Annotated in this window: 20 protein-coding genes and 1 riboswitch; of the genes, 10 read left to right on the top strand and 10 right to left on the bottom strand. The window is 51.8% G+C overall.

Annotated elements, in window-relative coordinates:
- Positions 1–11 precede the first annotated feature (11 nt).
- Positions 12–1397 (bottom strand): YchO/YchP family invasin, encoded by a 1386-nt coding sequence (locus QMN38_RS11700; RefSeq protein WP_323605110.1) that lies wholly within the window; start codon positions 1395–1397, stop codon positions 12–14.
- Between the two features lie 223 nt (positions 1398–1620).
- Here QMN38_RS11700 and QMN38_RS11695 point away from each other — a divergent pair, with 223 nt between their 5' ends.
- Positions 1621–1974, top strand: a complete 354-nt coding sequence (locus QMN38_RS11695) for a DsrE/DsrF/TusD sulfur relay family protein (protein WP_271456308.1) — start codon at positions 1621–1623, stop codon at positions 1972–1974.
- 263 nt (positions 1975–2237) lie between these two features.
- On the top strand, positions 2238–2483 hold the full coding sequence (locus QMN38_RS11690; protein ID WP_042318612.1) for a DUF1883 domain-containing protein: 246 nt from the start codon (positions 2238–2240) through the stop codon (positions 2481–2483).
- Between the two features lie 60 nt (positions 2484–2543).
- Here the strand turns inward: QMN38_RS11690 and QMN38_RS11685 are convergent, their stop codons facing one another.
- Positions 2544–3239, bottom strand: a complete 696-nt coding sequence (locus tag QMN38_RS11685; protein WP_323605109.1) for a gamma-glutamylcyclotransferase — start codon at positions 3237–3239, stop codon at positions 2544–2546.
- Between the two features lie 403 nt (positions 3240–3642).
- Here QMN38_RS11685 and chaA point away from each other — a divergent pair, with 403 nt between their 5' ends.
- Positions 3643–4743 carry a sodium-potassium/proton antiporter ChaA gene (chaA, locus tag QMN38_RS11680; protein ID WP_271449257.1) on the top strand — a complete coding sequence of 367 codons (1101 nt, stop codon included), beginning with the start codon at positions 3643–3645 and terminating at the stop codon, positions 4741–4743.
- A 55-nt stretch (positions 4744–4798) separates the two neighbouring features.
- Here the strand turns inward: chaA and QMN38_RS11675 are convergent, their stop codons facing one another.
- Entirely contained in the window at positions 4799–6490 is a 1692-nt protein-coding gene (locus QMN38_RS11675) for an amidohydrolase (protein WP_323605108.1), read from the bottom strand.
- Positions 6491–6515: 25 nt separating this feature from the next.
- Entirely contained in the window at positions 6516–7109 is a 594-nt protein-coding gene (locus tag QMN38_RS11670; RefSeq protein WP_323605107.1) for a TetR/AcrR family transcriptional regulator, read from the bottom strand.
- A 72-nt stretch (positions 7110–7181) separates the two neighbouring features.
- Between QMN38_RS11670 and bdcA the strand changes: the two genes are divergently transcribed.
- Complete coding sequence (gene bdcA, locus QMN38_RS11665; RefSeq protein ID WP_137381688.1) at positions 7182–7895, top strand: SDR family oxidoreductase; 714 nt, start codon at positions 7182–7184, stop codon at positions 7893–7895.
- Between the two features lie 46 nt (positions 7896–7941).
- Here the strand turns inward: bdcA and kdsA are convergent, their stop codons facing one another.
- Genes kdsA through hemA form a run of 6 tightly spaced genes read right to left on the bottom strand, consistent with a single transcriptional unit; the run spans position 7942 to position 13247 of the window.
- Complete coding sequence (gene kdsA / locus QMN38_RS11660) at positions 7942–8796, bottom strand: 3-deoxy-8-phosphooctulonate synthase (RefSeq protein ID WP_048211463.1); 855 nt, start codon at positions 8794–8796, stop codon at positions 7942–7944.
- 35 nt (positions 8797–8831) lie between these two features.
- Positions 8832–9641: an invasion regulator SirB1 gene (gene sirB1, locus QMN38_RS11655; protein WP_202038490.1), complete on the bottom strand. Its 810-nt coding sequence runs from the start codon at positions 9639–9641 to the stop codon at positions 8832–8834.
- Between the two features lie 3 nt (positions 9642–9644).
- Positions 9645–10037, bottom strand: coding sequence for an invasion regulator SirB2 (gene sirB2 / locus QMN38_RS11650; protein ID WP_323605106.1), 393 nt, complete (start codon positions 10035–10037; stop codon positions 9645–9647).
- Complete coding sequence (gene prmC / locus QMN38_RS11645) at positions 10034–10867, bottom strand: peptide chain release factor N(5)-glutamine methyltransferase (RefSeq protein ID WP_271440915.1); 834 nt, start codon at positions 10865–10867, stop codon at positions 10034–10036. The genes sirB2 and prmC overlap by 4 nt, the downstream gene beginning before the upstream one ends.
- Positions 10867–11949 (bottom strand): peptide chain release factor 1, encoded by a 1083-nt coding sequence (gene prfA / locus QMN38_RS11640; RefSeq protein WP_271440914.1) that lies wholly within the window; start codon positions 11947–11949, stop codon positions 10867–10869. Before prfA ends, prmC begins: the two co-directional genes overlap by 1 nt.
- A gap of 41 nt (positions 11950–11990) precedes the next feature.
- Positions 11991–13247 carry a glutamyl-tRNA reductase gene (gene hemA, locus QMN38_RS11635; protein ID WP_040233235.1) on the bottom strand — a complete coding sequence of 419 codons (1257 nt, stop codon included), beginning with the start codon at positions 13245–13247 and terminating at the stop codon, positions 11991–11993.
- 304 nt (positions 13248–13551) lie between these two features.
- On the opposite strand from hemA, the gene lolB reads away from it, so the two are divergent.
- From lolB to QMN38_RS11605, 6 genes are all read left to right on the top strand, one after another.
- Positions 13552–14175: a lipoprotein insertase outer membrane protein LolB gene (gene lolB / locus QMN38_RS11630; protein ID WP_271440913.1), complete on the top strand. Its 624-nt coding sequence runs from the start codon at positions 13552–13554 to the stop codon at positions 14173–14175.
- Positions 14172–15023 (top strand): 4-(cytidine 5'-diphospho)-2-C-methyl-D-erythritol kinase, encoded by an 852-nt coding sequence (gene ispE / locus QMN38_RS11625; RefSeq protein ID WP_271449252.1) that lies wholly within the window; start codon positions 14172–14174, stop codon positions 15021–15023. Before lolB ends, ispE begins: the two co-directional genes overlap by 4 nt.
- A 266-nt stretch (positions 15024–15289) precedes the next feature.
- Complete coding sequence (gene prs / locus QMN38_RS11620) at positions 15290–16237, top strand: ribose-phosphate diphosphokinase (protein WP_001518537.1); 948 nt, start codon at positions 15290–15292, stop codon at positions 16235–16237.
- A 124-nt stretch (positions 16238–16361) separates the two neighbouring features.
- Entirely contained in the window at positions 16362–18041 is a 1680-nt protein-coding gene (dauA, locus tag QMN38_RS11615; protein ID WP_137381682.1) for a C4-dicarboxylic acid transporter DauA, read from the top strand.
- A 108-nt stretch (positions 18042–18149) separates the two neighbouring features.
- On the top strand, positions 18150–18665 hold the full coding sequence (locus QMN38_RS11610) for a GNAT family N-acetyltransferase (protein ID WP_271440911.1): 516 nt from the start codon (positions 18150–18152) through the stop codon (positions 18663–18665).
- A gap of 242 nt (positions 18666–18907) precedes the next feature.
- Positions 18908–19137: riboswitch (cobalamin riboswitch) on the top strand.
- Positions 19138–19348: 211 nt separating this feature from the next.
- On the top strand, positions 19349–20401 hold the full coding sequence (locus QMN38_RS11605) for an ABC transporter substrate-binding protein (RefSeq protein ID WP_271456315.1): 1053 nt from the start codon (positions 19349–19351) through the stop codon (positions 20399–20401).
- The last annotated feature ends 54 nt before the right edge of the window (positions 20402–20455 follow it).

Genomic DNA, 20455 nt, shown 5'->3' with positions numbered 1-20455 from the left:
TAACGCGAGTATTAACGAGGATTATTTCCCGAAACGGCATTAAACGGTTCGGCCAGTGATAGCGTGATCTCATTGGAAGAGACACGCTGGCCCTGCTCGTCTTCCACAACGACGGAGAGCCGCCAACGGTTGGTTGCTCCTTCACTGCTATCCCACTTCGGCATAATAATCGTCCAGACCTGCGCACTGCGAGGATGGCTTCCGGCCGTTAAACTCAATGCTTTCGTGTCTCCCTGCCATGTCAGATGGCGGATGCCATACCGACTACGCACCTGTAATTTCAACGCTACCGTCTCGCCGGGTTTCAGATCCCACGGCGGTGTTGTCAGAAATACAGATAAGGTTTTACGCTGGCGATATTCCAGCGTTGGCAGGCTGTTACGCTGAGGATCGTCATAACGGCTCCCGCGCAGCGATCGGCTGCTTGCGACTTCACTCACCATTAGCTGTTTTTTTAGCGGAACGCCAAAACGATAATTGAGGGTCAATCCCAGATTATTTTGGCTTATCCCGCTTTCGCCTTGTTTATGCTGCGCGGTCACCGTAATCAACGGTACTGGCGTATAGCTCAGTCCCAAATTTACCGCCACCGGGTTGCGGTAGCCCGTTCCCGAGTGGAAAAGGTCCACCCGATCGCCAAAATATTGCTCGACGCTGACGCTGGTATTGAGATGCTCATAAAAGGGTAGCCGCATCAACGCGGTAAGGTCGTAGCCCCGCGCCATCCTTTGTTCCTGTGTTGAAGAACGATTCTGCCACGAGGAAAACGGCTGGTAGTAGTTGGCGGATAGCCGCAGATACTCTCCCCACGCCTCGGCGCCAAACCCGCCGCGCGACAGATTCTCGTCCAGCAGGTTATCGTAAAAGGTGTTATAGCCCAGCAACCAACCGTCGCGTACCCAGCGTTGTCCAATCCCCGCATTACTCACCAGCCCTTCGTCACGTTGGGTGAGCCCCAACTGACTCCAGGTCAGAAAGCGTTGATTATCCTGCCACGGAATAAACCAGCTTCCCCGACTGCCGGTAAAACTGCCTTCATTATCCACCTGCAGCCCAACGCTGGCATTCCCCCACGGAGAAAGCCAGGATTCAAGCTGTTGATTTACCTGCTCACTGACCGTGTCGCGAACCTGACCAAATGCAAACTGTTTGGCTTGTTCGCCAGTATCAAGTCCGTTATCGATCATGCTGGCTTCACCAAAGGCTTTGACCACTTCAGCAAACTGTTTTTCGCCCGCGCGGGATTCTGGCGCCATACCGAGGTCTGGCAAGCCATCATTGTTGTTATCGAAAGGGTTTTCAGCGCGCTGCATGAAGGAAGACTGCGCACTGGCAGTACCTCCTGCCAGCAGCAAGAGTGTGAATACAGCACAAAAAGCGTGAAAATAACGGCTCAAATCGTCAGTTGTTTCTTACATCAATAAATTATGGCGTAGTACTTAACCTAAACCATAACGCCTTCAGCCCTGATTTGCAGCCCTTATCCCCGTTTTCAGGCTTTTCTGACCCGGAAATAAAGGGGTACTTACTGATTTGCCCCTCCGTCATTTTCCACAACAGTCAACACGGAGTAACATAGCCGCTGGTAATTATCCCTCCCATTCGACAACAGGAGTCAAAATGCAAAAGATAGTGATCATCGCGAACGGTGCAGCCTATGGAAGTGAGTCGTTATTCAACAGTCTGCGTCTGGCCATCGCTCTGCGCGAGCAGGAGAGTAGCCTCGACCTGCGCCTGTTTTTAATGTCGGATGCCGTCACTGCAGGGCTGCGCGGGCAGAAACCCGCAGAAGGTTATAATATTCAGCAAATGCTGGAAATCCTGACAGCACAAAACGTTCCGGTAAAACTCTGCAAAACCTGTACCGATGGCCGCGGGATCACTGCACTGCCGTTAATTGATGGCGTTGAAGTCGGTACGCTGGTGGAACTGGCTCAGTGGACGCTGGCAGCAGATAAGGTTTTGACCTTCTGATGCCAACTCTTTCAGGCAAGCATACTGAAAGTGCCGGAAATTTCCCGATTTAATCTCAGATGGGCGCGGTTTCGTTAAACGTAAGCTCGCCCTTTCAACCCTTTTAAGGGATTTTGTCATTTTTGTTTAACCGTTATGCCATTTTTTGATCAAAATCAGCATCCCACGCCCTCCCCTTTGGTGTTATGCAATGAGTGAAATGTGAACAACATCACGCAGCACTTTCGACAGAAAGTACGTTGTTTTCAAGAACGGGGTGAAAAATGGCATTAGTGAAGGCAAGTTTGAAATTATTTGGTGGAGATACGGTGGTGGTACGCTGTTCAGAGCGTTGTCACATCCATCTGATGAGCGAGAAAAATCACGTCAAAGACACGCAGACCGACATTTTAAGCGTGCAGAATCGTGATAATGCATGGCTGACCGTACCGTATACCGGCGTCTGGAACGTGCTGATCGACAGCCACAGCCAGTCTCTGGAGCATTCAATCAGTTATATTGCAGCCTGATGATGTAATGCCCGAAAGCAGCTACGCTTATCGGGCACACAACAGATAACCCGGCAACGCTTAGGCAAATCCGGGGCGCATAACGCCTTCCGGCAGGCTCTCTCCCAACAATCTTTTGACCGTAATCACCAGATCGTTAAGACAGTCATCCTGCATCCCCAACTTCACCAATTCCTGTTCCAGCGAGAACAGATATTGCGCGTTGGTTCCCAATGGTCCACTGGCAGAAGCAATAAGCGGCGCGATAACCTGAGCACGGGTATCGGACTCAAACAATGGATGTCGCGGATCCATAATAAAGACCAGCGCGCTCACCGTTCGGCCATCATCCAGCGTGAGCTGACACCAGGTTGGAAGATAACATCCGGTGATCATTTCACGCTTCCACAGCAGGGACAGCTCTTGCTCCAGCGATGCATCCGGTAAACGGTATGCCACACCCGTAGTGCGCCCCCCCTCTTTCAGGGCCAACATCCGTCCCGGCTGACACGCCGTTCCTCGCCCTGCCGTCAGGCGCAAACAAAATGCGCGATGCCAGCCGACTAACGTCCCGGTACAGGACTCTTCAAACTCTAACGCCGGGTTCCACATCAACGATCCATAACCAAAGATCCACACCGGTCCATCATCTGGACGGCAGGCAAGCGTGGCGGCCAGTGAGGCTGCCCGTTGTTCCGCCGACCAGAGTAGTGATTCTTCAATATCACCAAATGCCGTCTTACAGTCAGCATTCAATAAAAAATCACGCGTTAACACCTTACACCTCCGCCACTGCGACTTCCCTGCGACAACTTTTTTGACGCCTTCCAGGCTTTTTTACTGCTCATTTTGAAACCAATACCAGGACAATAGGCAATTCACCGACTGCATGCAAGGCAACAAAGACTCAACGGCACTTTATATCCTCTTTTTATGTCCCGGTCTGGCTCGACCGCCAGCATATCATCGTGTGATATTTTGATTGATTCAGAAACCTAACATCTTGTTATTTAAATACTCTCTTAACAAGACACCCCATTTTGCTCACTTTGATGCAAAAAATGGTCCATGCCGTAAAATTACGTAAAATCAGATCGGAAATACCGAAAGATCTGTTATTTTTTACATTCTTTAATACATTTATAATTATAAGCACCTGCAGAGATGGAGAATGAATTACATGACACATGCACATGAGGCGGTAAAAACCCGCCACAAGGAGACCTCACTCGCCTTTCCGATCTTGGCGCTGGTAGTACTGTTCTTTTGGGGGAGCAGTCAGTCACTACCAGTGGTCATCGGCATTAACGCACTAGCCCTTGTTGGTATATTAAGTAGCGCATTCAGCGTTGTCCGTCATGCAGACGTATTAGCTCACCGACTTGGTGAGCCCTATGGCTCGCTGATTCTCAGCCTTTCGGTGGTTATTCTCGAAGTCAGTTTAATTTCCGCATTAATGGCAACCGGTGACGCCGCGCCCACGCTAATGCGCGATACGCTCTATTCCATCATTATGATCGTAACCGGTGGGCTGGTCGGATTTTCATTACTGTTGGGCGGCCGAAAATTTGCTACCCAGTATATGAACCTGTTCGGTATTAAGCAGTATTTAATCGCTTTATTCCCGCTGGCCATTATCGTGCTGGTATTCCCGATGGCATTACCGGGAGCGAATTTCACCACTGCACAGGCACTGCTGGTGGCGTTAATTTCAGCAGCAATGTACGGCGTATTTTTGTTGATCCAGACCAAAACACACCAGAGCCTGTTTATTTACGAGCATGAAGATGAGGGCGACGACGACGACCCACATCACGGTAAACCTTCAGCGCACAGCAATCTATGGCACGCCGCCTGGCTTGTCATCCATTTGATTGCCGTTATTGCCGTTACCAAAATGAATGCCAATCCGCTGGAAACATTACTCACTGAGTTGAATGCACCAGTGGCATTTACCGGTTTCCTGGTAGCGTTGCTCATTCTCTCCCCAGAGGGTTTAGGTGCGCTGAAAGCGGTCCTGAACAACCAGGTGCAGCGAGCGATGAATTTATTCTTCGGCTCGGTACTTGCCACCATCTCACTGACCGTACCTGTCGTCACACTGATTGCGTGGGCAACGGGGAATGACCTGGTGTTCGCGCTGGGCGCCCCAGAGATGATTGTCATGGTTTCTTCGCTGGTGCTGTGCCATATCTCCTTCTCCACCGGACGCACCAATGTGCTCAACGGTGCAGCGCATCTGGCACTGTTTATCGCCTACCTGATGACGATATTCGCCTGATAATCGACTCAGGTGCAACCCACGGCCCTTTGCAGGGCCGTTTTTTTATCCATGCTTATTGCTCTGGATAAACCTGCTGGCCATCCACAAACGTGAATAGCGCTTGTGTCTGGTGCAGTTTATCTGCCGCAACGGCCAGAATATCCTGATCCAGAACGGCAAAATCAGCGAGCTTGCCTGCGCGTAAACTCCCTCTCTGCTGTTCGGCAAATGCCAGCCAGGCGGCGTTTAGCGTATACATTTTTAACGCATCTTCCCGGCTGACCCGGCGTTTCTCGTCACGCACAGAGCCATCGAGCGCTTTCCCCGTCACATGGTATTCAATGGCATGCCACACACCCGCAACGCCTATTCTTGTCGCATCCGTCCCCCCTGCAACGATCACGCCTTGCTCCAGTGCGGGTTTAATGGGGGATGACTGTGCTGCAACGGCGTTGCCATTAGCGCGTTCAATGGCGGGAGATTCAAAATACGGCCCCATCTGTACAGAATAGGCTAAGCCTAATTGCTTCATCCGGGCTATCGTCTCTGCCGTACCGGTATTTAAATGGGCAATTGACCAGCGAAGCTGGGAAATATCATGTGATTTCGCCACCTCGCTAATGACATCCAAAATTGCGTCTGCGCTATCATCGGTATAAGCATGTATTTCAACGGGGACACCTTCCTGCGCCGCCAGCTGTAACACCTTATATTGTTCATTTTTGGCATCTGGCGATGAACTAAATCCGGATGACATCCGCACGCCATCATTCATTTCCAGCACCAGGCTTTCACCAAAACCTAAGAAGGATATTTTCCCATCATCATGCACTGCCGGACGAAACGCCAGACGCTGTTTAAACCACTCGGTCTCATTACCGGGCGGTGCAGATAAGCGATATCCAACACGCATCCTCATTGGCGGCTGTTGCTGAAATCTAAAGAAATCGCGATAAGCCTGTTCTTGCCCAGCTGAAGGGTCAATAAAACCCACTACACCCCGTTTATTTAAATAGTGAATAAAGGCATTGAGGTTTTCTCCTACATTATTATCCTGACTGATCTGAGCGAAAAGTTGGTTAAAACTGCCAATGGTGCCGCGTAATTTCCCCGTGGCAAAACCTTTATCGTTGCGCTCTATAATTATCCCAGCGGGGATAGCTGGCGTAGGGCTGTTAAGCTTGAGAGCATCAATAGCGTGTTGATTTAACAACGCATAGTCATAAAGACTCTGAATATACGCAGGATTTGCAGGCAGCGCCTGATTGAGTTCCTGTAGGGTTGGGTCTCGCTTTTCGGCAAATTGTTCAGGTATCCATGATCCCACCACGGCCACCCACTGCGCCGTATTTTTCTCTTCTGCCGATTGCGACAGTTTGCGCAGAGCATCAGGTAACGTTTTGGCATCAAACCAGTAGGTTTCGAATAAGAACGTCCTTCCTCCGCGAATACCATGCAGATGCGCATCAATTAATCCGGGGATAACCGTTTTACCCGCCAGGTTAATTTCTCGCGTATTCTGTCCTGACCATTTTTTAATCTCGTCATTATTTCCGACAGCAATAATGTGTTGCCCTTTTACCGCCAGAGCCTGCGCGTTTGGCTGTTGTTCGTCCATGGTAATAAGCTGGCCGTTATACAAAATAACATCAGCCTTATCCTGTGCAGGAGCCAATGAGGATGTTCCCATCAGCATTGCAGCCAACGCCATATTACGAATAGCAGGAGGAGGAGTTTTGAAGCAAAGGCCCATTTTACTCATCATGTTTATCTTCCTTTTTTGTGCATAGCTAATCAGGAAACCTGTGCCGAAACGCAAGGCTGGCAAGTTGCGCGCTGGATACCAGTTGTTCAAGCGAGTGTCCGCAACGCGCTTTTCCCGACAAACCCAACATCGTGGTACAGACATAATCGGTCATACTTTTCGCCTCTGCGGGGTAACGCTGGGCAATAAAGTTATGGATCTTATTTTCAGCTACCGAGTAGAACGCGCGGGCGGCATTGCGCGCCTCAGGATCATTGCAATGTGTTCCCTCCAGCACTAAACATCCTGCCGCATCAGGATCAGCAGCGTAATGACGTGCCGCTTCCTCAAGCAGCGTTGCCAGACAGTCAGCAACGGGCCTGTCCGCACGTAAAATATCGTCAAAAGGGATCGCATCGGTTTGCACGTAACGGCTCAATACTCGCTGATAGAGGCCGAGCTTATTCCCGAAAGCCGCGTAGAAACTGGGGGGTTTGATACCCAGAACCTGAGTGACATCCGCCACGCTAACAGTATCGTAGCTGTGGGCGTGAAATAAACGTTGTACCGTCGCAACCGCCTGTTCCGGGTCAAAATTACGCGGTCGCCCCGGCGCACGCGAACATTTTGTAGTGATCATTATAAATCCATTGACAGAAAACCATGCGGCCATTATATATCGATCACTACATAATTGTTCAAGGAGTATCTGATGTCTTCATTCAAGGGTAAATCGGTGCTGGTTCTTGGTGGTAGTCGTGGGATCGGCGCGGCAATTGTACGCCGCTTTGCCGCGGAGGGGGCATCCGTCACCTTCACGTATTCCGGCTCTCCTGACGCCGCCAAAGCGCTGGCCGATGAGACTGGCACCCGCACGGCGCAAACCGACAGCGCCAGACGCGAGGACGTTATCGCACGGGTGCGGGAAAGTGGCCCGTTAGATGTGTTGGTCGTTAACGCCGGGATTATCCTGTTCGGCGACGCGCTGGATCAGGATCCTGATGAAGTTGAGCGTCTTTTCCGCATTAATATTCACGCCCCCTACTACGCCGCGGTGGAGGCTGCACGCCAGATGCCTGAGGGTGGACGAATCATCATTATCGGTTCAGTAAACGGTGACCGTATGCCCATTGCCGGTATGGCTTCTTATGCGTTAAGCAAGTCGGCACTACAAGGAATGGCAAGAGGGTTGGCTCGTGATTTTGGTCCACGTGGTATTACGGTGAACGTTGTGCAACCCGGCCCGATTGATACCGATGCCAATCCGGCAGAAGGTCCGTTGAAAGAGCTGATGCACAGCTTTATGGCGCTAAAACGGCATGGGCGACCGGAAGAAGTTGCCGGAATGGTTGCCTGGCTTGCTGGCCCTGAAGCAGGGTTTGTGACAGGCGCAATGCATACTATTGACGGCGCGTTTGGCGCCTGATGGGAATAACAGGCCGGAGGTATATCCCCCGGCCTGTTCAACGCTCTTAGTTTTCAGTGTCCAGCTCATCGAAGCTTTTCACCAGATCGTCGATTGCTTTAATCTGCGTGAGGAACTGTTCCAGTTTCGCCAACGGCAGCGCGGACGGACCGTCGCATTTGGCATGGGCTGGATCCGGGTGCGCTTCAATAAACAGACCCGCCAGGCCTACCGCCATACCGGCACGAGCCAGTTCGGTAACCTGTGCGCGACGGCCGCCGCTTGCTGCGCCAAACGGATCGCGGCACTGCAGCGCGTGGGTGACGTCAAAAATCACCGGAGAGTTACCGGAAACTTTCTTCATCACGCTAAAGCCCAGCATATCGACAACCAGGTTGTCATAACCAAAGTTCGCACCACGGTCGCACAGGATAACCTTGTCGTTACCGCCTTCATGGAATTTATCCACGATATTGCCCATCTGGCCCGGGCTCACGAATTGCGGTTTTTTCACGTTAATAACAGCGCCCGTTTTCGCCATCGCTTCTACCAGATCGGTCTGACGTGCGAGGAATGCCGGAAGCTGAATCACATCCACCACATCAGCAACAGGCTGTGCCTGGCTGGCTTCATGAACGTCGGTGATCACTTTTACGCCAAACGTCTGCTTCAGTTCCTGGAAGATTTTCATCCCTTCTTCAAGGCCTGGCCCACGGTAAGAGTGGATGGAAGAACGGTTGGCTTTATCAAAGGAGGCTTTGAACACGTAAGGGATACCCAGCTTTTGAGTAACGGTTACGTAGTGCTCACAAATGCGCATCGCCAGATCGCGGGATTCCAGCACGTTCATTCCGCCAAACAGCACGAACGGCAGGTCATTTGCCACGTTGATGTCGCCAATGCTAACCACTTTTTGTTTCATAGGATCGCCTTAAACGGTAGGTAAAGTGTTATTAATCAATGCAATACAATTTGCTTGTGCGAAATAGTATTAATCTGCGCACGGATCATTTCGCTGATCGGGTCTTCCGGACATTGCTCAACGAAATAACTTAAATCTGTCAGCGCAACATGTTCACATTCCAGCTGCGCGTAAATCAATCCGCGATCGCGTATTTCATACGGATCCTCAGGATTAAACTGCAGTAATGCTTCGCTGGCTCGCAGCGCCAGTTCCATTTGCCTCTCTTCCATTAGCGAAGATTTCAGCGTGTCGAGCAGTTTGCGGATCACTTCCGCGTTATCCGCTTCGTCAAGGTCCTCGTTGAACAGTTCAGCAACCGGGCTAATGTTACCCTTCAGCCACACTTCCAACGTGTGTTCATTTAACGTTTCGCCATTGAACGGGTTGATCAACCACATCTCACCTTCCAGCGATTCAATACGCAGGATCAGCTGCGTCGGGAAAATCACCGGAACCAACGGCAGATCCAGTCGGTTAGCAATCCACAATAAGATGGCACCGAGTGAAACCGCACTGCCCTGACGATTTTTCAGGACCTGGTCGAGCCATAGTGCATCAGAAAGACGGTAGACGCCGTGGGTGTCCGTAAACCCCCATTCGCCATAAAAAAGTGCCAGCAGTTTTTCCAGTTGCTCATCCTGAGACAGGAGCTGGCTAATTTCTTCTTGCGCCTGACTCACCAGACGTTCCAGTTCGTCGTAGACAGTTTGTGTTGGAAAATCCAGACGGATTGACTCCGACGCCAGGATCATCCCATCACATAACGGCGCTTTATTAAATTCGAAATCAGCTAACGACCTCATGACTTACCCCAGTAACGGTATTTTTGTGGTGGCGAGTTTAATGATGATGTACAGCACCACCAGCGCCAGCGGAAATGCGATTAATCGCGCCTGCTGGCTGCGCGCCCGACGGTAATCGAGCGCAATAAAACCCAAAACGATGTAAATGATAACCCCAAACAGCTTTTCAGTCAGCCATGTCCCCTGTTCGGTGAATGGCAGGATGTGCGTTTTAGCGATCAACGCCACGCCGCTGAGAAGTAAAACGGTATCAATGATCGGTGGCAGAATACGCGTCCAGCGCGCTGATGTCAGGCGTGTATTGGTAGAACGCCACCAAAAACGCAACGTGAGTAGCCCGACAGAAAGCACGATGCTAACGAGATGAACAGTGAGTAGCGTGCTGAACGAATTCATGATGGGATGCGCCCGAGCGTAATCCGCTCGTTGCCGCCATAGTCACGACAGGTTTCAACCGCCTGGTAACCCGCGCGGGTAAAGGCATCACGGACGGCCTCGCCCTGCTGCCAGCCATGCTCCAGCAACAGATAACCGCCAGTGGTCAGAACTCGGCGAGACTGGTCGATGATAAGCATTATATCCGCCAGACCATTCTCGCCTGCGACCAGCGCCGACAGTGGCTCAAAGCGCACATCGCCCTGTGCCAGATGCGGATCCTGCTCATCGATGTATGGCGGGTTACTGACGATCATCTCAAACTGTTGTCCCGACAAGGCGCTGAACCAGTCACTTTGCAACACTCGCACATTGTCGATGGCCAGATTCAGTCGATTGCGGTTTGCCAGTTCTACGGCATCCTGCATGCGGTCAACTGCTGTCACCGTGCAATCCGGACGCTCAGACGCCAGCGCCAGCGCGATGGCACCAGTACCAGTGCCCAGATCAAGAATACGGCACGGCGAGGCAGGCAAACGCGCCAATGCCTGTTCAACCAGACACTCGGTATCCGGACGCGGAATGAGCGTGGCGGGTGAAACAAACAGCGGCAGCGACCAGAATTCACGAACACCGGTTAAGTGCGCGACGGGTTCCCCCCGCTGACGGCGCGCCACCAGCGCGTTCAGCTGTTCACACTGCGCTTCGGTTAATTGCGTTTCGCCAAAAGCCAGAATATAGGTTCGCCCTTTGCCTGTGACGAACTCAAGTATGATCTCGGCATCACGGCGCGGGCTTTCGCTTGCCTGTAATTGGCTGATTGCTTCACGCAACCATTGCTGATAATCCATTAATCTTGCTCGGACAACGCCGCCAACTGATCGGCCTGATATTCCTGGACAATCGGCTCAATAAGCATATCCAGTTTACCTTCCATCGCTTCATCCAGACGGTACAGCGTCAGGTTGATGCGGTGATCGGTCACACGCCCCTGCGGGAAGTTATAGGTACGATTGCGATCGCTACGATCGCCGCTGCCCAACAGGTTACGCCGCTCAGAGGCTTCCGCCTGCTGACGTCTGGCCACTTCGGCGGCACGAATACGCGCCCCCAACACCGACATCGCTTTCGCTTTGTTTTTATGCTGCGAACGTTCGTCCTGACACTCCACCACGATACCAGTTGGCAAGTGAGTAATACGGATTGCTGAGTCGGTGGTGTTAACGTGCTGACCACCCGCCCCCGATGACCGGAAAGTATCAATTCGCAGATCGGCTGGATTGATATCCGGCAGCTCTGCGTCCGGCAGTTCCGGCATCACCGCTACTGTACAGGCAGAAGTATGGATACGTCCCTGAGATTCAGTCGCCGGAACGCGCTGTACGCGATGACCACCGGACTCAAATTTCAGTCGACCGTAGACACCGTCGCCGCTGACTTTAGCAATAATTTCTTTGTAACCACCATGTTCGCCTTCGTTGGCGCTCATGATCTCTACCCGCCAGCGACGCGATTCAGCATAACGGCTGTACATGCGGAACAAATCACCCGCAAACAGTGCCGCTTCATCACCACCGGTTCCCGCACGCACTTCAAGGAAGGCGTTACGTTCATCATCAGGATCGGTTGGCAACAGCAGAACCTGCAGATGCTGTTCCAGTTGTTCACATTTTTCTTTTGCTTCGCGCAGTTCATCCTGCGCCATTTCACGCATTTCAGGATCGTCGAGCATCATCTGTGCCGTTTCGATATCTTCCTGAACCTGTTGCCAGTCCGTAAAACAACGGGAAACATCACTTAATTGCGCATATTCGCGCGACAATGCACGAAAACGTTCCTGGTCTGCGATGGTTCCCGCATCACCGAGCAGCGCCTGAACTTCTTCATGGCGTTCATGCAGGGCTTCCAGTTTGGCAACGATAGAAGGCTTCATAGGCGTAAATGCACCCTGTAAAAAATGAGATTGGTGTACTGCTACTCCAGCCCGAGGCTGTCGCGCAGAATATTCAGGCGTTCACTGTCCCCGTCACGGGCGGCCTGTTGAAGTGATTTAGTTGGTGCGTGGATCAGGCGGTTAGTCAGCTTCCACGCCAGGTCCTGCATAATGGCTTGCGCATCACCGCCCTGTTCCAGAGCAGCCAACGCTTTGGCGGTCAGTTCATCACGGATTTGTTCAGACTGGCTGCGATAATCGCGGATGGTCTCGCTTGCGCTTTGTGCTCGCAGCCAGGCCATAAACTCGCTGGTTTCCTGTGCAACGATGGTTTCCGCTTCCACGGCGGCCGCTTTGCGCTGCGCCAGGTTATGCGAAATGATGCTTTGCAGGTCGTCAACACTGTACAAATAGGCGTTGGACAGTTTGCCCACTTCCGGTTCAACGTCGCGCGGTACCGCAATATCAACCAGCAGCATAGGCTGATTACGGCGATTTTTTAGCGCACGTTCGACCATCCCCTTGCCGATTATCGGCAGCGGGCTGGCGGTAGAACTGATAATAATATCGGCATCCTGTAAGCGGGCATCAATATCGCTCAGAGAAATCACCTCGGCGCCGACTTCATCGGCCAGCACCTGCGCACGCTCACGTGTGCGGTTAGCGATGATCATCTTCTTCACTTTGTGCTCACGCAGATGTCGCGCCACCAGTTCGATGGTCTCGCCGGCACCCACTAACAACACCGTCACCGTGGAAAGGGATTCAAAGATCTGACGCGCCAGCGTACAGGCAGCAAAGGCGACTGACACCGCGCTGGCACCGATATCTGTTTCTGTGCGTACACGTTTCGCGACGGAGAATGATTTCTGGAACATACGTTCCAGCGCACTGGCGTTCAGGTGGCCTTTTTGCGAATCCGCAAACGCTTTTTTCACCTGACCGAGAATCTGTGGTTCACCGAGCACCAGTGAATCCAGACCACTGGCAACGCGCATCAGATGGCTGACAGCATCGTTGTCCTGGTGCCAGTAGAGGCTACTGCGCAGATCTTCTTCGTTCAGATTGTGGTACTCACACAGCCAGCGAATCAGCGCTTCCTGCAGGTTATCCTGCTCTTCTACGCTGAGATACAGCTCTGTGCGGTTACACGTCGACAGCACTACCCCGCCCTGCACCATTGGCTGCGCAAGCAGGCTGTCCAGCGCCTGATCGAGCGTGTCCGGCGAAAACGTTACGCGTTCTCGCAGCGATACAGGTGCCGTTTTATGGTTAATACCAAGCGCTAAAAGGGTCATGTGTGCGGGAATAGTACCAGCGTTGATAAGGTTAGACTGCGTGCATCATACAGGATGCGTGCGGCCAATAAAAGAGACTGCCCCCTTTTGGAGTAATAGCTTACGGTTTAAATTAAGATAACGTGACCGTAGACGATATTCACGGTCGGCGCTAGCATTAAGGGTTATAACTGCAACCGCTGGCATGATTTTGCTGGATGGCGAAAAACGCGTCTTACCCGACCTGCGGATTCAGTTTGTAGGCCTGATAAGCGCCGCGCCATCAGGCAATTAATGCACCGTATTACAAGGATTTGTCATCATTATGACCCTGCCTGATTTTCGCCTGATCCGTCTGTTGCCGCTGGCAAGCCTGGTTCTCACCGCCTGTGCGCTCAACGCGCCGAAAGGCCCCGGCAAAAGCCCCGACTCTCCACAGTGGCGCCAGCACCAGCAGGAAGTACGCGCACTGAACCAATATCAGACACGCGGTGCGTTTGCCTATATTTCCGACCAGCAGAAAGTGTATGCCCGCTTTTTCTGGCAGCAAACTGGCCAGGATCGCTATCGCCTTCTGCTGACCAATCCGTTGGGGAGTACCGAACTGGAGCTGAACGCGCAACCGGGCAACGTGGAACTCGTCGACAACAAAGGGAAGCACTACACCGCTGACGACGCTGAAGAAATGATTGGCAAACTGACCGGGATGCCCATCCCGCTGAACAGCCTGCGCCAGTGGATCCTTGGTTTGCCAGGCGATGCAACAGATTACAAACTCGACGATCAATACCGTCTGAGCGAAGTGAATTACAGTAAAGAGGGTAAAAGCTGGAAAGTCGTGTACAGCGCCTACGACAGCAAAACGCAGCCGGCGATGCCTGCAAATATGGAGCTGTCCGACGGTGACCAGCGCATTAAGCTGAAAATGGATAACTGGATTGTGAAATGATGACCCACTGGCCCTCTCCGGCGAAACTGAATCTGTTTTTATACATCACCGGACAACGTGCGGACGGTTATCACACGCTACAAACGCTGTTTCAGTTTCTCGATTATGGCGACGAGATCAGTATCAACGTACGCAATGACGGTGAAATTCACCTGTTAACGCCTGTTGATGGTGTTGAGCATGAAGACAACCTGATTGTGCGCGCCGCACGCTTGCTCATGAAAACCGCCGCGGAACGTGGTCGCCTGCCAGCCGGCAGTGGTGCAGACATCAGCATTCTCAAGCGGCTGCCGATGGGCGGTGGTCTGGGCGGTGGCTCATCGAATGCCGCCACCGTGTTAGTGGCACTGAATCACCTATGGCAGTGTGGGTTGTCTGTAGATGAACTGGCGATAATGGGCTTAACGCTGGGTGCCGACGTACCGGTATTCGTACGCGGTCATGCAGCCTTTGCTGAAGGCGTAGGAGAAATCCTGACGCCGGTCAATCCAGCAGAAAAGTGGTACCTGGTCGCCCATCCGGGAGTCAGTATTCCAACGCCGGTGATTTTTAAAGATCCTGACCTCCCCCGTAACACGCCAAAAAGGTCAATAGAAACGTTACTAAAATGTGAATTCGGCAATGATTGCGAGGTTATCGCAAGAAAACGTTTTCGCGAGGTTGATGCGGCGCTTTCCTGGCTGTTAGAATACGCGCCGTCGCGCCTGACTGGTACAGGGGCTTGTGTCTTTGCTGAATTTGACACTGAGTCCCATGCTCGCCAGGTGCTTGAGCAAGCCCCGGATTGGCTCAAAGGCTTTGTGGCGAAAGGTGTAAACCTCTCCCCATTGCACAGAGCGCTACTCTAAATCATTTGGGTTTCAGGAAGATGGCGAAATGACGAATCGCCAGACACATACAAAGGTATGTGACTGGTGTGAGAAATTGATGCCAGCGCACATGAAACGTGAGTGATGCCGAGTAAGCCGGGCAAGCTGAGTTGCGGTGACAACGTCACCCTGTTCCAGACGTTGCATCGCGCTCTTTAATACACCGCCTGGAGAGGATACTGCCTGGCCCGCACAGTTTTCGGCAGATTCTTTCCACCAATGGACGCATGCCTGAGGTTCTTCTCGTGCCTGATATGAAGCTTTTTGCTGGTAACGCCACCCCGGAACTAGCACAACGTATTGCCAACCGCCTGTACACTTCACTCGGCGACGCCGCTGTAGGTCGCTTTAGCGACGGCGAAGTCAGCGTACAAATTAATGAAAATGTACGCGGTGGTGATATTTTCATCATCCAGTCCACTTGTGCCCCGACTAACGACAACCTGATGGAATTGGTCGTTATGGTTGATGCGCTGCGCCGTGCTTCCGCAGGCCGTATCACCGCCGTTATCCCTTACTTCGGCTATGCACGTCAGGATCGTCGCGTACGTTCTGCTCGTGTACCGATTACCGCTAAAGTCGTCGCGGACTTCCTGTCCAGCGTTGGCGTTGACCGCGTCCTCACCGTTGACCTGCATGCTGAACAGATCCAGGGCTTCTTTGATGTGCCGGTTGATAACGTATTCGGTAGCCCGATTCTGTTAGAAGACATGCTGCAGCTGAATCTGGACAACCCGATTGTGGTTTCTCCAGACATCGGTGGCGTCGTGCGTGCCCGCGCTATCGCTAAACTGCTGAACGATACCGATATGGCTATCATCGATAAACGTCGCCCACGTGCGAACGTTTCTCAGGTGATGCACATCATTGGTGACGTTGCGGGCCGTGACTGCGTGCTGGTTGATGACATGATCGATACTGGCGGTACGCTGTGTAAAGCAGCTGAAGCGCTGAAAGAACGTGGTGCCAAACGCGTATTTGCTTATGCAACTCACCCGATCTTCTCAGGTAATGCGGCAAACAACCTGCGCAACTCAGTAATTGATGAAGTCGTTGTCTGTGACACCATTCCACTGACCGACGAAATCAAAGCACTGCCAAACGTGCGTACGTTGACTCTGTCGGGTATGCTGGCCGAAGCGATTCGTCGTATCAGCAACGAAGAATCCATCTCTGCTATGTTCGAGCATTAATCGAGCCCGGCTCAAAAACCCGCTGCGGCGGGTTTTTTTATCCGTTTTATTTATTTGTATGATTTATGCCAACTTCAACTATCGTTTTTTAGATAGATGATGCGCTCATGGATGAAACATTATTGTGAACAGACTATTTTCCTCACATGTGATGCCTTTCCGCGCCCTCATCGACGCTTGTTGGAAAGAAAAGTATACCGCCTCACGTTTTACTCGTGACCTGATCGCCGGGATTACCGTTGGGATCATTGCGATTCCGCTGGCAATGGCACTGGCAATCGGTAGTGGCGTTGCACCACAGTACGGCCTGTACACCTCGGCCGTGGCTGGGATTGTTATCGCCCTCACCGGGGGCTCACGCTTTAGCGTATCTGGCCCTACCGCCGCCTTCGTGGTGATTTTGTATCCGGTGTCGCAACAGTTTGGGCTGGCAGGTCTGCTGGTCGCCACGCTAATGTCCGGGATATTCCTGATCCTTTTCGGCCTCGCTCGCTTTGGCCGCCTGATCGAATATATTCCCGTGTCAGTCACGTTAGGCTTTACATCGGGTATTGGTATTACCATCGGTACCATGCAGATTAAAGATTTTCTCGGTTTACAGATGGCTCATGTCCCGGAGCACTACCTGCAGAAGGTCGGTGCACTGTTTATGGCATTGCCAACCATTAACTTCGGCGACGCCGCCATTGGCGTGGTCACGCTGGGGATCCTGATTTTCTGGCCGCGGCTGGGGATACGTCTGCCAGGCCACCTTCCGGCGCTGCTGGCTGGCTGTGCGGTAATGGGTATTGTTAACCTGAGCGGTGGGCATGTCGCCACTATCGGTTCCCAGTTTCACTACATTCTGGCCGATGGTTCGCAAGGCAACGGTATTCCGCAGTTGCTACCCCAACTGGTATTGCCGTGGAATATGCCAGAATCAAACTTTACGCTGAGCTGGAGTTCATTGCAGGCGCTGCTACCAGCCGCCTTCTCGATGGCGATGCTGGGGGCGATTGAATCCCTGCTGTGTGCTGTCGTGCTTGATGGAATGACAGGGACGAAGCATAAAGCCAATAGTGAACTGATTGGTCAGGGCCTGGGTAATATTGTCGCCCCGTTCTTTGGTGGTATTACCGCCACCGCCGCGATTGCCCGTTCAGCAGCTAACGTTCGTGCCGGCGCAACATCGCCAATTTCTGCGGTCATTCACGCGATTCTGGTGATCCTTGCACTGCTGGTGCTGGCCCCGCTGCTCTCCTGGCTACCCCTTTCGGCAATGGCTGCCCTGCTGCTGATGGTGGCATGGAACATGAGCGAAGCGCATAAAGTTGTGGATCTGCTGCGCCACGCGCCGAAAGACGACATCATCGTCATGCTGATGTGTATGTCTTTGACGGTGCTGTTCGATATGGTTATCGCCATCAGCGTCGGTATTGTTCTCGCTTCGCTGCTGTTTATGCGCCGTATTGCGCGCATGACGCGTCTGGCTCCGGTCAACGTAGACGTACCAGACGACGTACTGGTACTACGCGTTATTGGCCCGCTATTCTTTGCCGCTGCGGAAGGATTGTTTACCGATCTCGAGTCGCGTATTGCAGGCAAACGCATTGTGGTGCTGAAGTGGGACGCGGTCCCGGTACTGGATGCAGGCGGTCTGGACGCCTTCCAGCGTTTTGTTAAACGTCTGCCGGAAGGTTGTGAGCTGCGTATCAGTAACCTGGAGTTTCAGCCGCTACGCACCATGGCACGCGCGGGTATCCAACCCATCCCAGGTCGCCTGACGTTCTTCCCGAACCGAGATGCCGCACTCGCAGATATTTAATCATACTATGTTACCGGCTTGCGCAGGCTTGCCGGTAACACTTCTCTTCTGTAAACGTGTCTGAGTTGCTATTATCCAGTTTCCCTGGTTCTGATGATATCTGCAACGATGAACGCTGATACTACATTTATATTCCGTGAGATAACCGAGGCTGATATTTCGGCCGTTCAGTCGTTTATTATCCACCATTTAAATCTCTATTTTAACGCTAACCGACCGGCACCTGAACCGCATACAGATGTATTAAATCTGCGCTCACACTACCTCCATCAACCGCGAAATCTGTTGATCGGTGCATGGAATAACCGACAGCAACTTATCGCTACGCTGGCGGTCTGCCAATACGATGACCGAATACCGGCACTGCGTGGACGCTATCAATTATCCTCAACCGCTGAAATTTGTCGCTGCTATGTCGCACAGGAATATCGTCGGCAAGGCATAGGCAGCCAACTTGTCCTGCTGGCGGAACAATTTTGCGACCGACAACAATATAAAACACGCTATCTGCACACCCATCATTTTTTACCTGGCGGCTATCAATTTTGGTTGCGAAATCACTTTACCGTCTATTTTGATGAAGGTGGAGAACAGCAAATCGTGCACATGGAAAAACATCAATAAAAATGTGACGCCGCGCAAATAATTAAATACCACAACTAATTTCGTTATTAATCGTAGTCTTCTCGGCAAAGAAAACATTAATTGATCAACATCAAACAATTCTCATTTAGTTTATCGACATTTGTGCTTTCCACATAATTAATGTCACAAGCATAAAATCAACGCATTGATTTTATTGAATTAAAAACTAAAAGTGATATCAACCCTACTTATTCAAGCGGTTGACGGGGCTATTCGATACCGATAAAGTCCCCACCGACAGTATTTCAGAATCTATTGATCATTTTGAAACGGAATATGGTGCGGATTATTTTAATCTTATGCCATAGCTGCCCCCGCAACTGTAAGCGGAAACTGAATATCACTGTGTCGTGGATTATCCACGACCGGTCACTGTAAAGAACGCATTTATGGGAAGGCCGATATTCAGATTGCCGCGAGCCAGGAGACCTGCTGTCAAGGTTGTATACATTGAGTGGACGGGATGGTCCATGGGGTGATTTATTTGACGAATGTATAATATAATTTCTGAACAAATTGGCAACAATATGCTTTATTTTCATATTATCTTGCCCGCAGTTCACGATTAGATGTCATCTATCGTCATGTGCCTGTCCCGAATTTATGGAACGAAATGAACCATGACCAGACGTTCAGATTCTGGCATGAACGGGACAACACTAATGCACGCAAAAATAACTTCTGCTTATTGCAAACTTTCACTTCTGGCACTGACTGGCGCAGCACTCTTCCTGACCAGCAATATGGCTTCTGCGGCTAAAACAGAATATCCACTGACGATCAAAAACTGTGGTAGGGATATTACGTTTAATCATGCGCCAAAACGCGTGACTACCGTTGGACAAAACAGTACTGAAATCCTCTATTCCCTGGGTCTTGCCGATCGTGTTGTTGGGACATCACTGTGGTTTGGTCCGGTACCTGAACAGTACAAAGCGGCGAATGACAAGATTGCGGTCATTGCACAAAACATCCCGAGTTTCGAAGGGATTATTGCGAAAAAACCGGATCTGGTGGCCAGTCAGTTTGAATGGCAGATTGGCCCTGCGGGCACAGTTGCCTCTTACGAACAATTTAGCGAATTACACGTTCCGGTTTATACCGCCCCAGCCGATTGCGCCAAAGACAACGAAGACGGCGGTGACGGCGTGCGTAAGAGCATGTTTGATATCGCCATGGTCTATCAGGAAATTGCCGACCTGGCGAAAATTTTTGATGTACAGGATAAAGGCAATGAGCTGATTGCCAGCCTGAAAGCACGTGAAGCCGCCGCGAAAGCGAAGATTGCCGGTATGGACAACCACGTATCTGCCGTCTTTTGGTTCTCCAGCGCCGACCTGCAGCTTGACCCCTATGTCGCCGGGAAATTTGGCCCCGCGGCGTGGATAGCGCAATCTCTTGGGGTGAAAAATGTCATTGATTCCGCTGAGGAGTGGCCAACGGTAGGTTGGGAAACCATTGCCAAAGCCAACCCATCGGTCATCCTCCTCGGCGAGATGGGCCGTCGCCGCTTCCCGGCCGATGACTGGAAAGTCAAAATGGAATACCTCACATCCGATCCTGTTACCCGGCTGATCCCGGCAGTGAAAGAAAACCACCTGCCGGTGATCGACGTGCAGACCATGAACGCGGGTATCAGAACCATTGACGGGCTGGAAAAACTCGCCGATGCGCTGGTGCAATATGGCCTGGCGCACCCTCAGACGACTCACTAACTCTCGTCGCGCGTTATGCCTTATGCGGGCATAGCGCCCTTTCGTATCCCGGGA

Source organism: Citrobacter sp. R-1.5.2, from assembly GCF_035064245.1.
GTDB lineage: Bacteria > Pseudomonadota > Gammaproteobacteria > Enterobacterales > Enterobacteriaceae > Citrobacter.
The sequence above is the reverse complement of the archived record's forward strand: the minus strand, read 5'-3'. Positions and strand labels throughout refer to the sequence as shown.

Excerpts from the sequence above, each read along its gene's own strand:
- sirB2 (WP_323605106.1), bottom strand. The coding sequence starts at position 10,037 with ATGAATTCGTTCAGCACGCTACTCACTGTTCATCTCGTTAGCATCGTG.
- QMN38_RS11675 (WP_323605108.1), bottom strand. The coding sequence starts at position 6,490 with ATGATGAGTAAAATGGGCCTTTGCTTCAAAACTCCTCCTCCTGCTATT.
- ispE (WP_271449252.1), top strand. The coding sequence starts at position 14,172 with ATGATGACCCACTGGCCCTCTCCGGCGAAACTGAATCTGTTTTTATAC.
- QMN38_RS11670 (WP_323605107.1), bottom strand. The coding sequence starts at position 7,109 with ATGATCACTACAAAATGTTCGCGTGCGCCGGGGCGACCGCGTAATTTT.
- hemA (WP_040233235.1), bottom strand. The coding sequence starts at position 13,247 with ATGACCCTTTTAGCGCTTGGTATTAACCATAAAACGGCACCTGTATCG.
- prfA (WP_271440914.1), bottom strand. The coding sequence starts at position 11,949 with ATGAAGCCTTCTATCGTTGCCAAACTGGAAGCCCTGCATGAACGCCAT.
- QMN38_RS11605 (WP_271456315.1), top strand. The coding sequence starts at position 19,349 with ATGCACGCAAAAATAACTTCTGCTTATTGCAAACTTTCACTTCTGGCA.
- QMN38_RS11695 (WP_271456308.1), top strand. The coding sequence starts at position 1,621 with ATGCAAAAGATAGTGATCATCGCGAACGGTGCAGCCTATGGAAGTGAG.
- lolB (WP_271440913.1), top strand. The coding sequence starts at position 13,552 with ATGACCCTGCCTGATTTTCGCCTGATCCGTCTGTTGCCGCTGGCAAGC.
- chaA (WP_271449257.1), top strand. The coding sequence starts at position 3,643 with ATGACACATGCACATGAGGCGGTAAAAACCCGCCACAAGGAGACCTCA.
- QMN38_RS11690 (WP_042318612.1), top strand. The coding sequence starts at position 2,238 with ATGGCATTAGTGAAGGCAAGTTTGAAATTATTTGGTGGAGATACGGTG.
- QMN38_RS11610 (WP_271440911.1), top strand. The coding sequence starts at position 18,150 with ATGAACGCTGATACTACATTTATATTCCGTGAGATAACCGAGGCTGAT.
- sirB1 (WP_202038490.1), bottom strand. The coding sequence starts at position 9,641 with ATGAGGTCGTTAGCTGATTTCGAATTTAATAAAGCGCCGTTATGTGAT.
- bdcA (WP_137381688.1), top strand. The coding sequence starts at position 7,182 with ATGTCTTCATTCAAGGGTAAATCGGTGCTGGTTCTTGGTGGTAGTCGT.
- prmC (WP_271440915.1), bottom strand. The coding sequence starts at position 10,867 with ATGGATTATCAGCAATGGTTGCGTGAAGCAATCAGCCAATTACAGGCA.
- kdsA (WP_048211463.1), bottom strand. The coding sequence starts at position 8,796 with ATGAAACAAAAAGTGGTTAGCATTGGCGACATCAACGTGGCAAATGAC.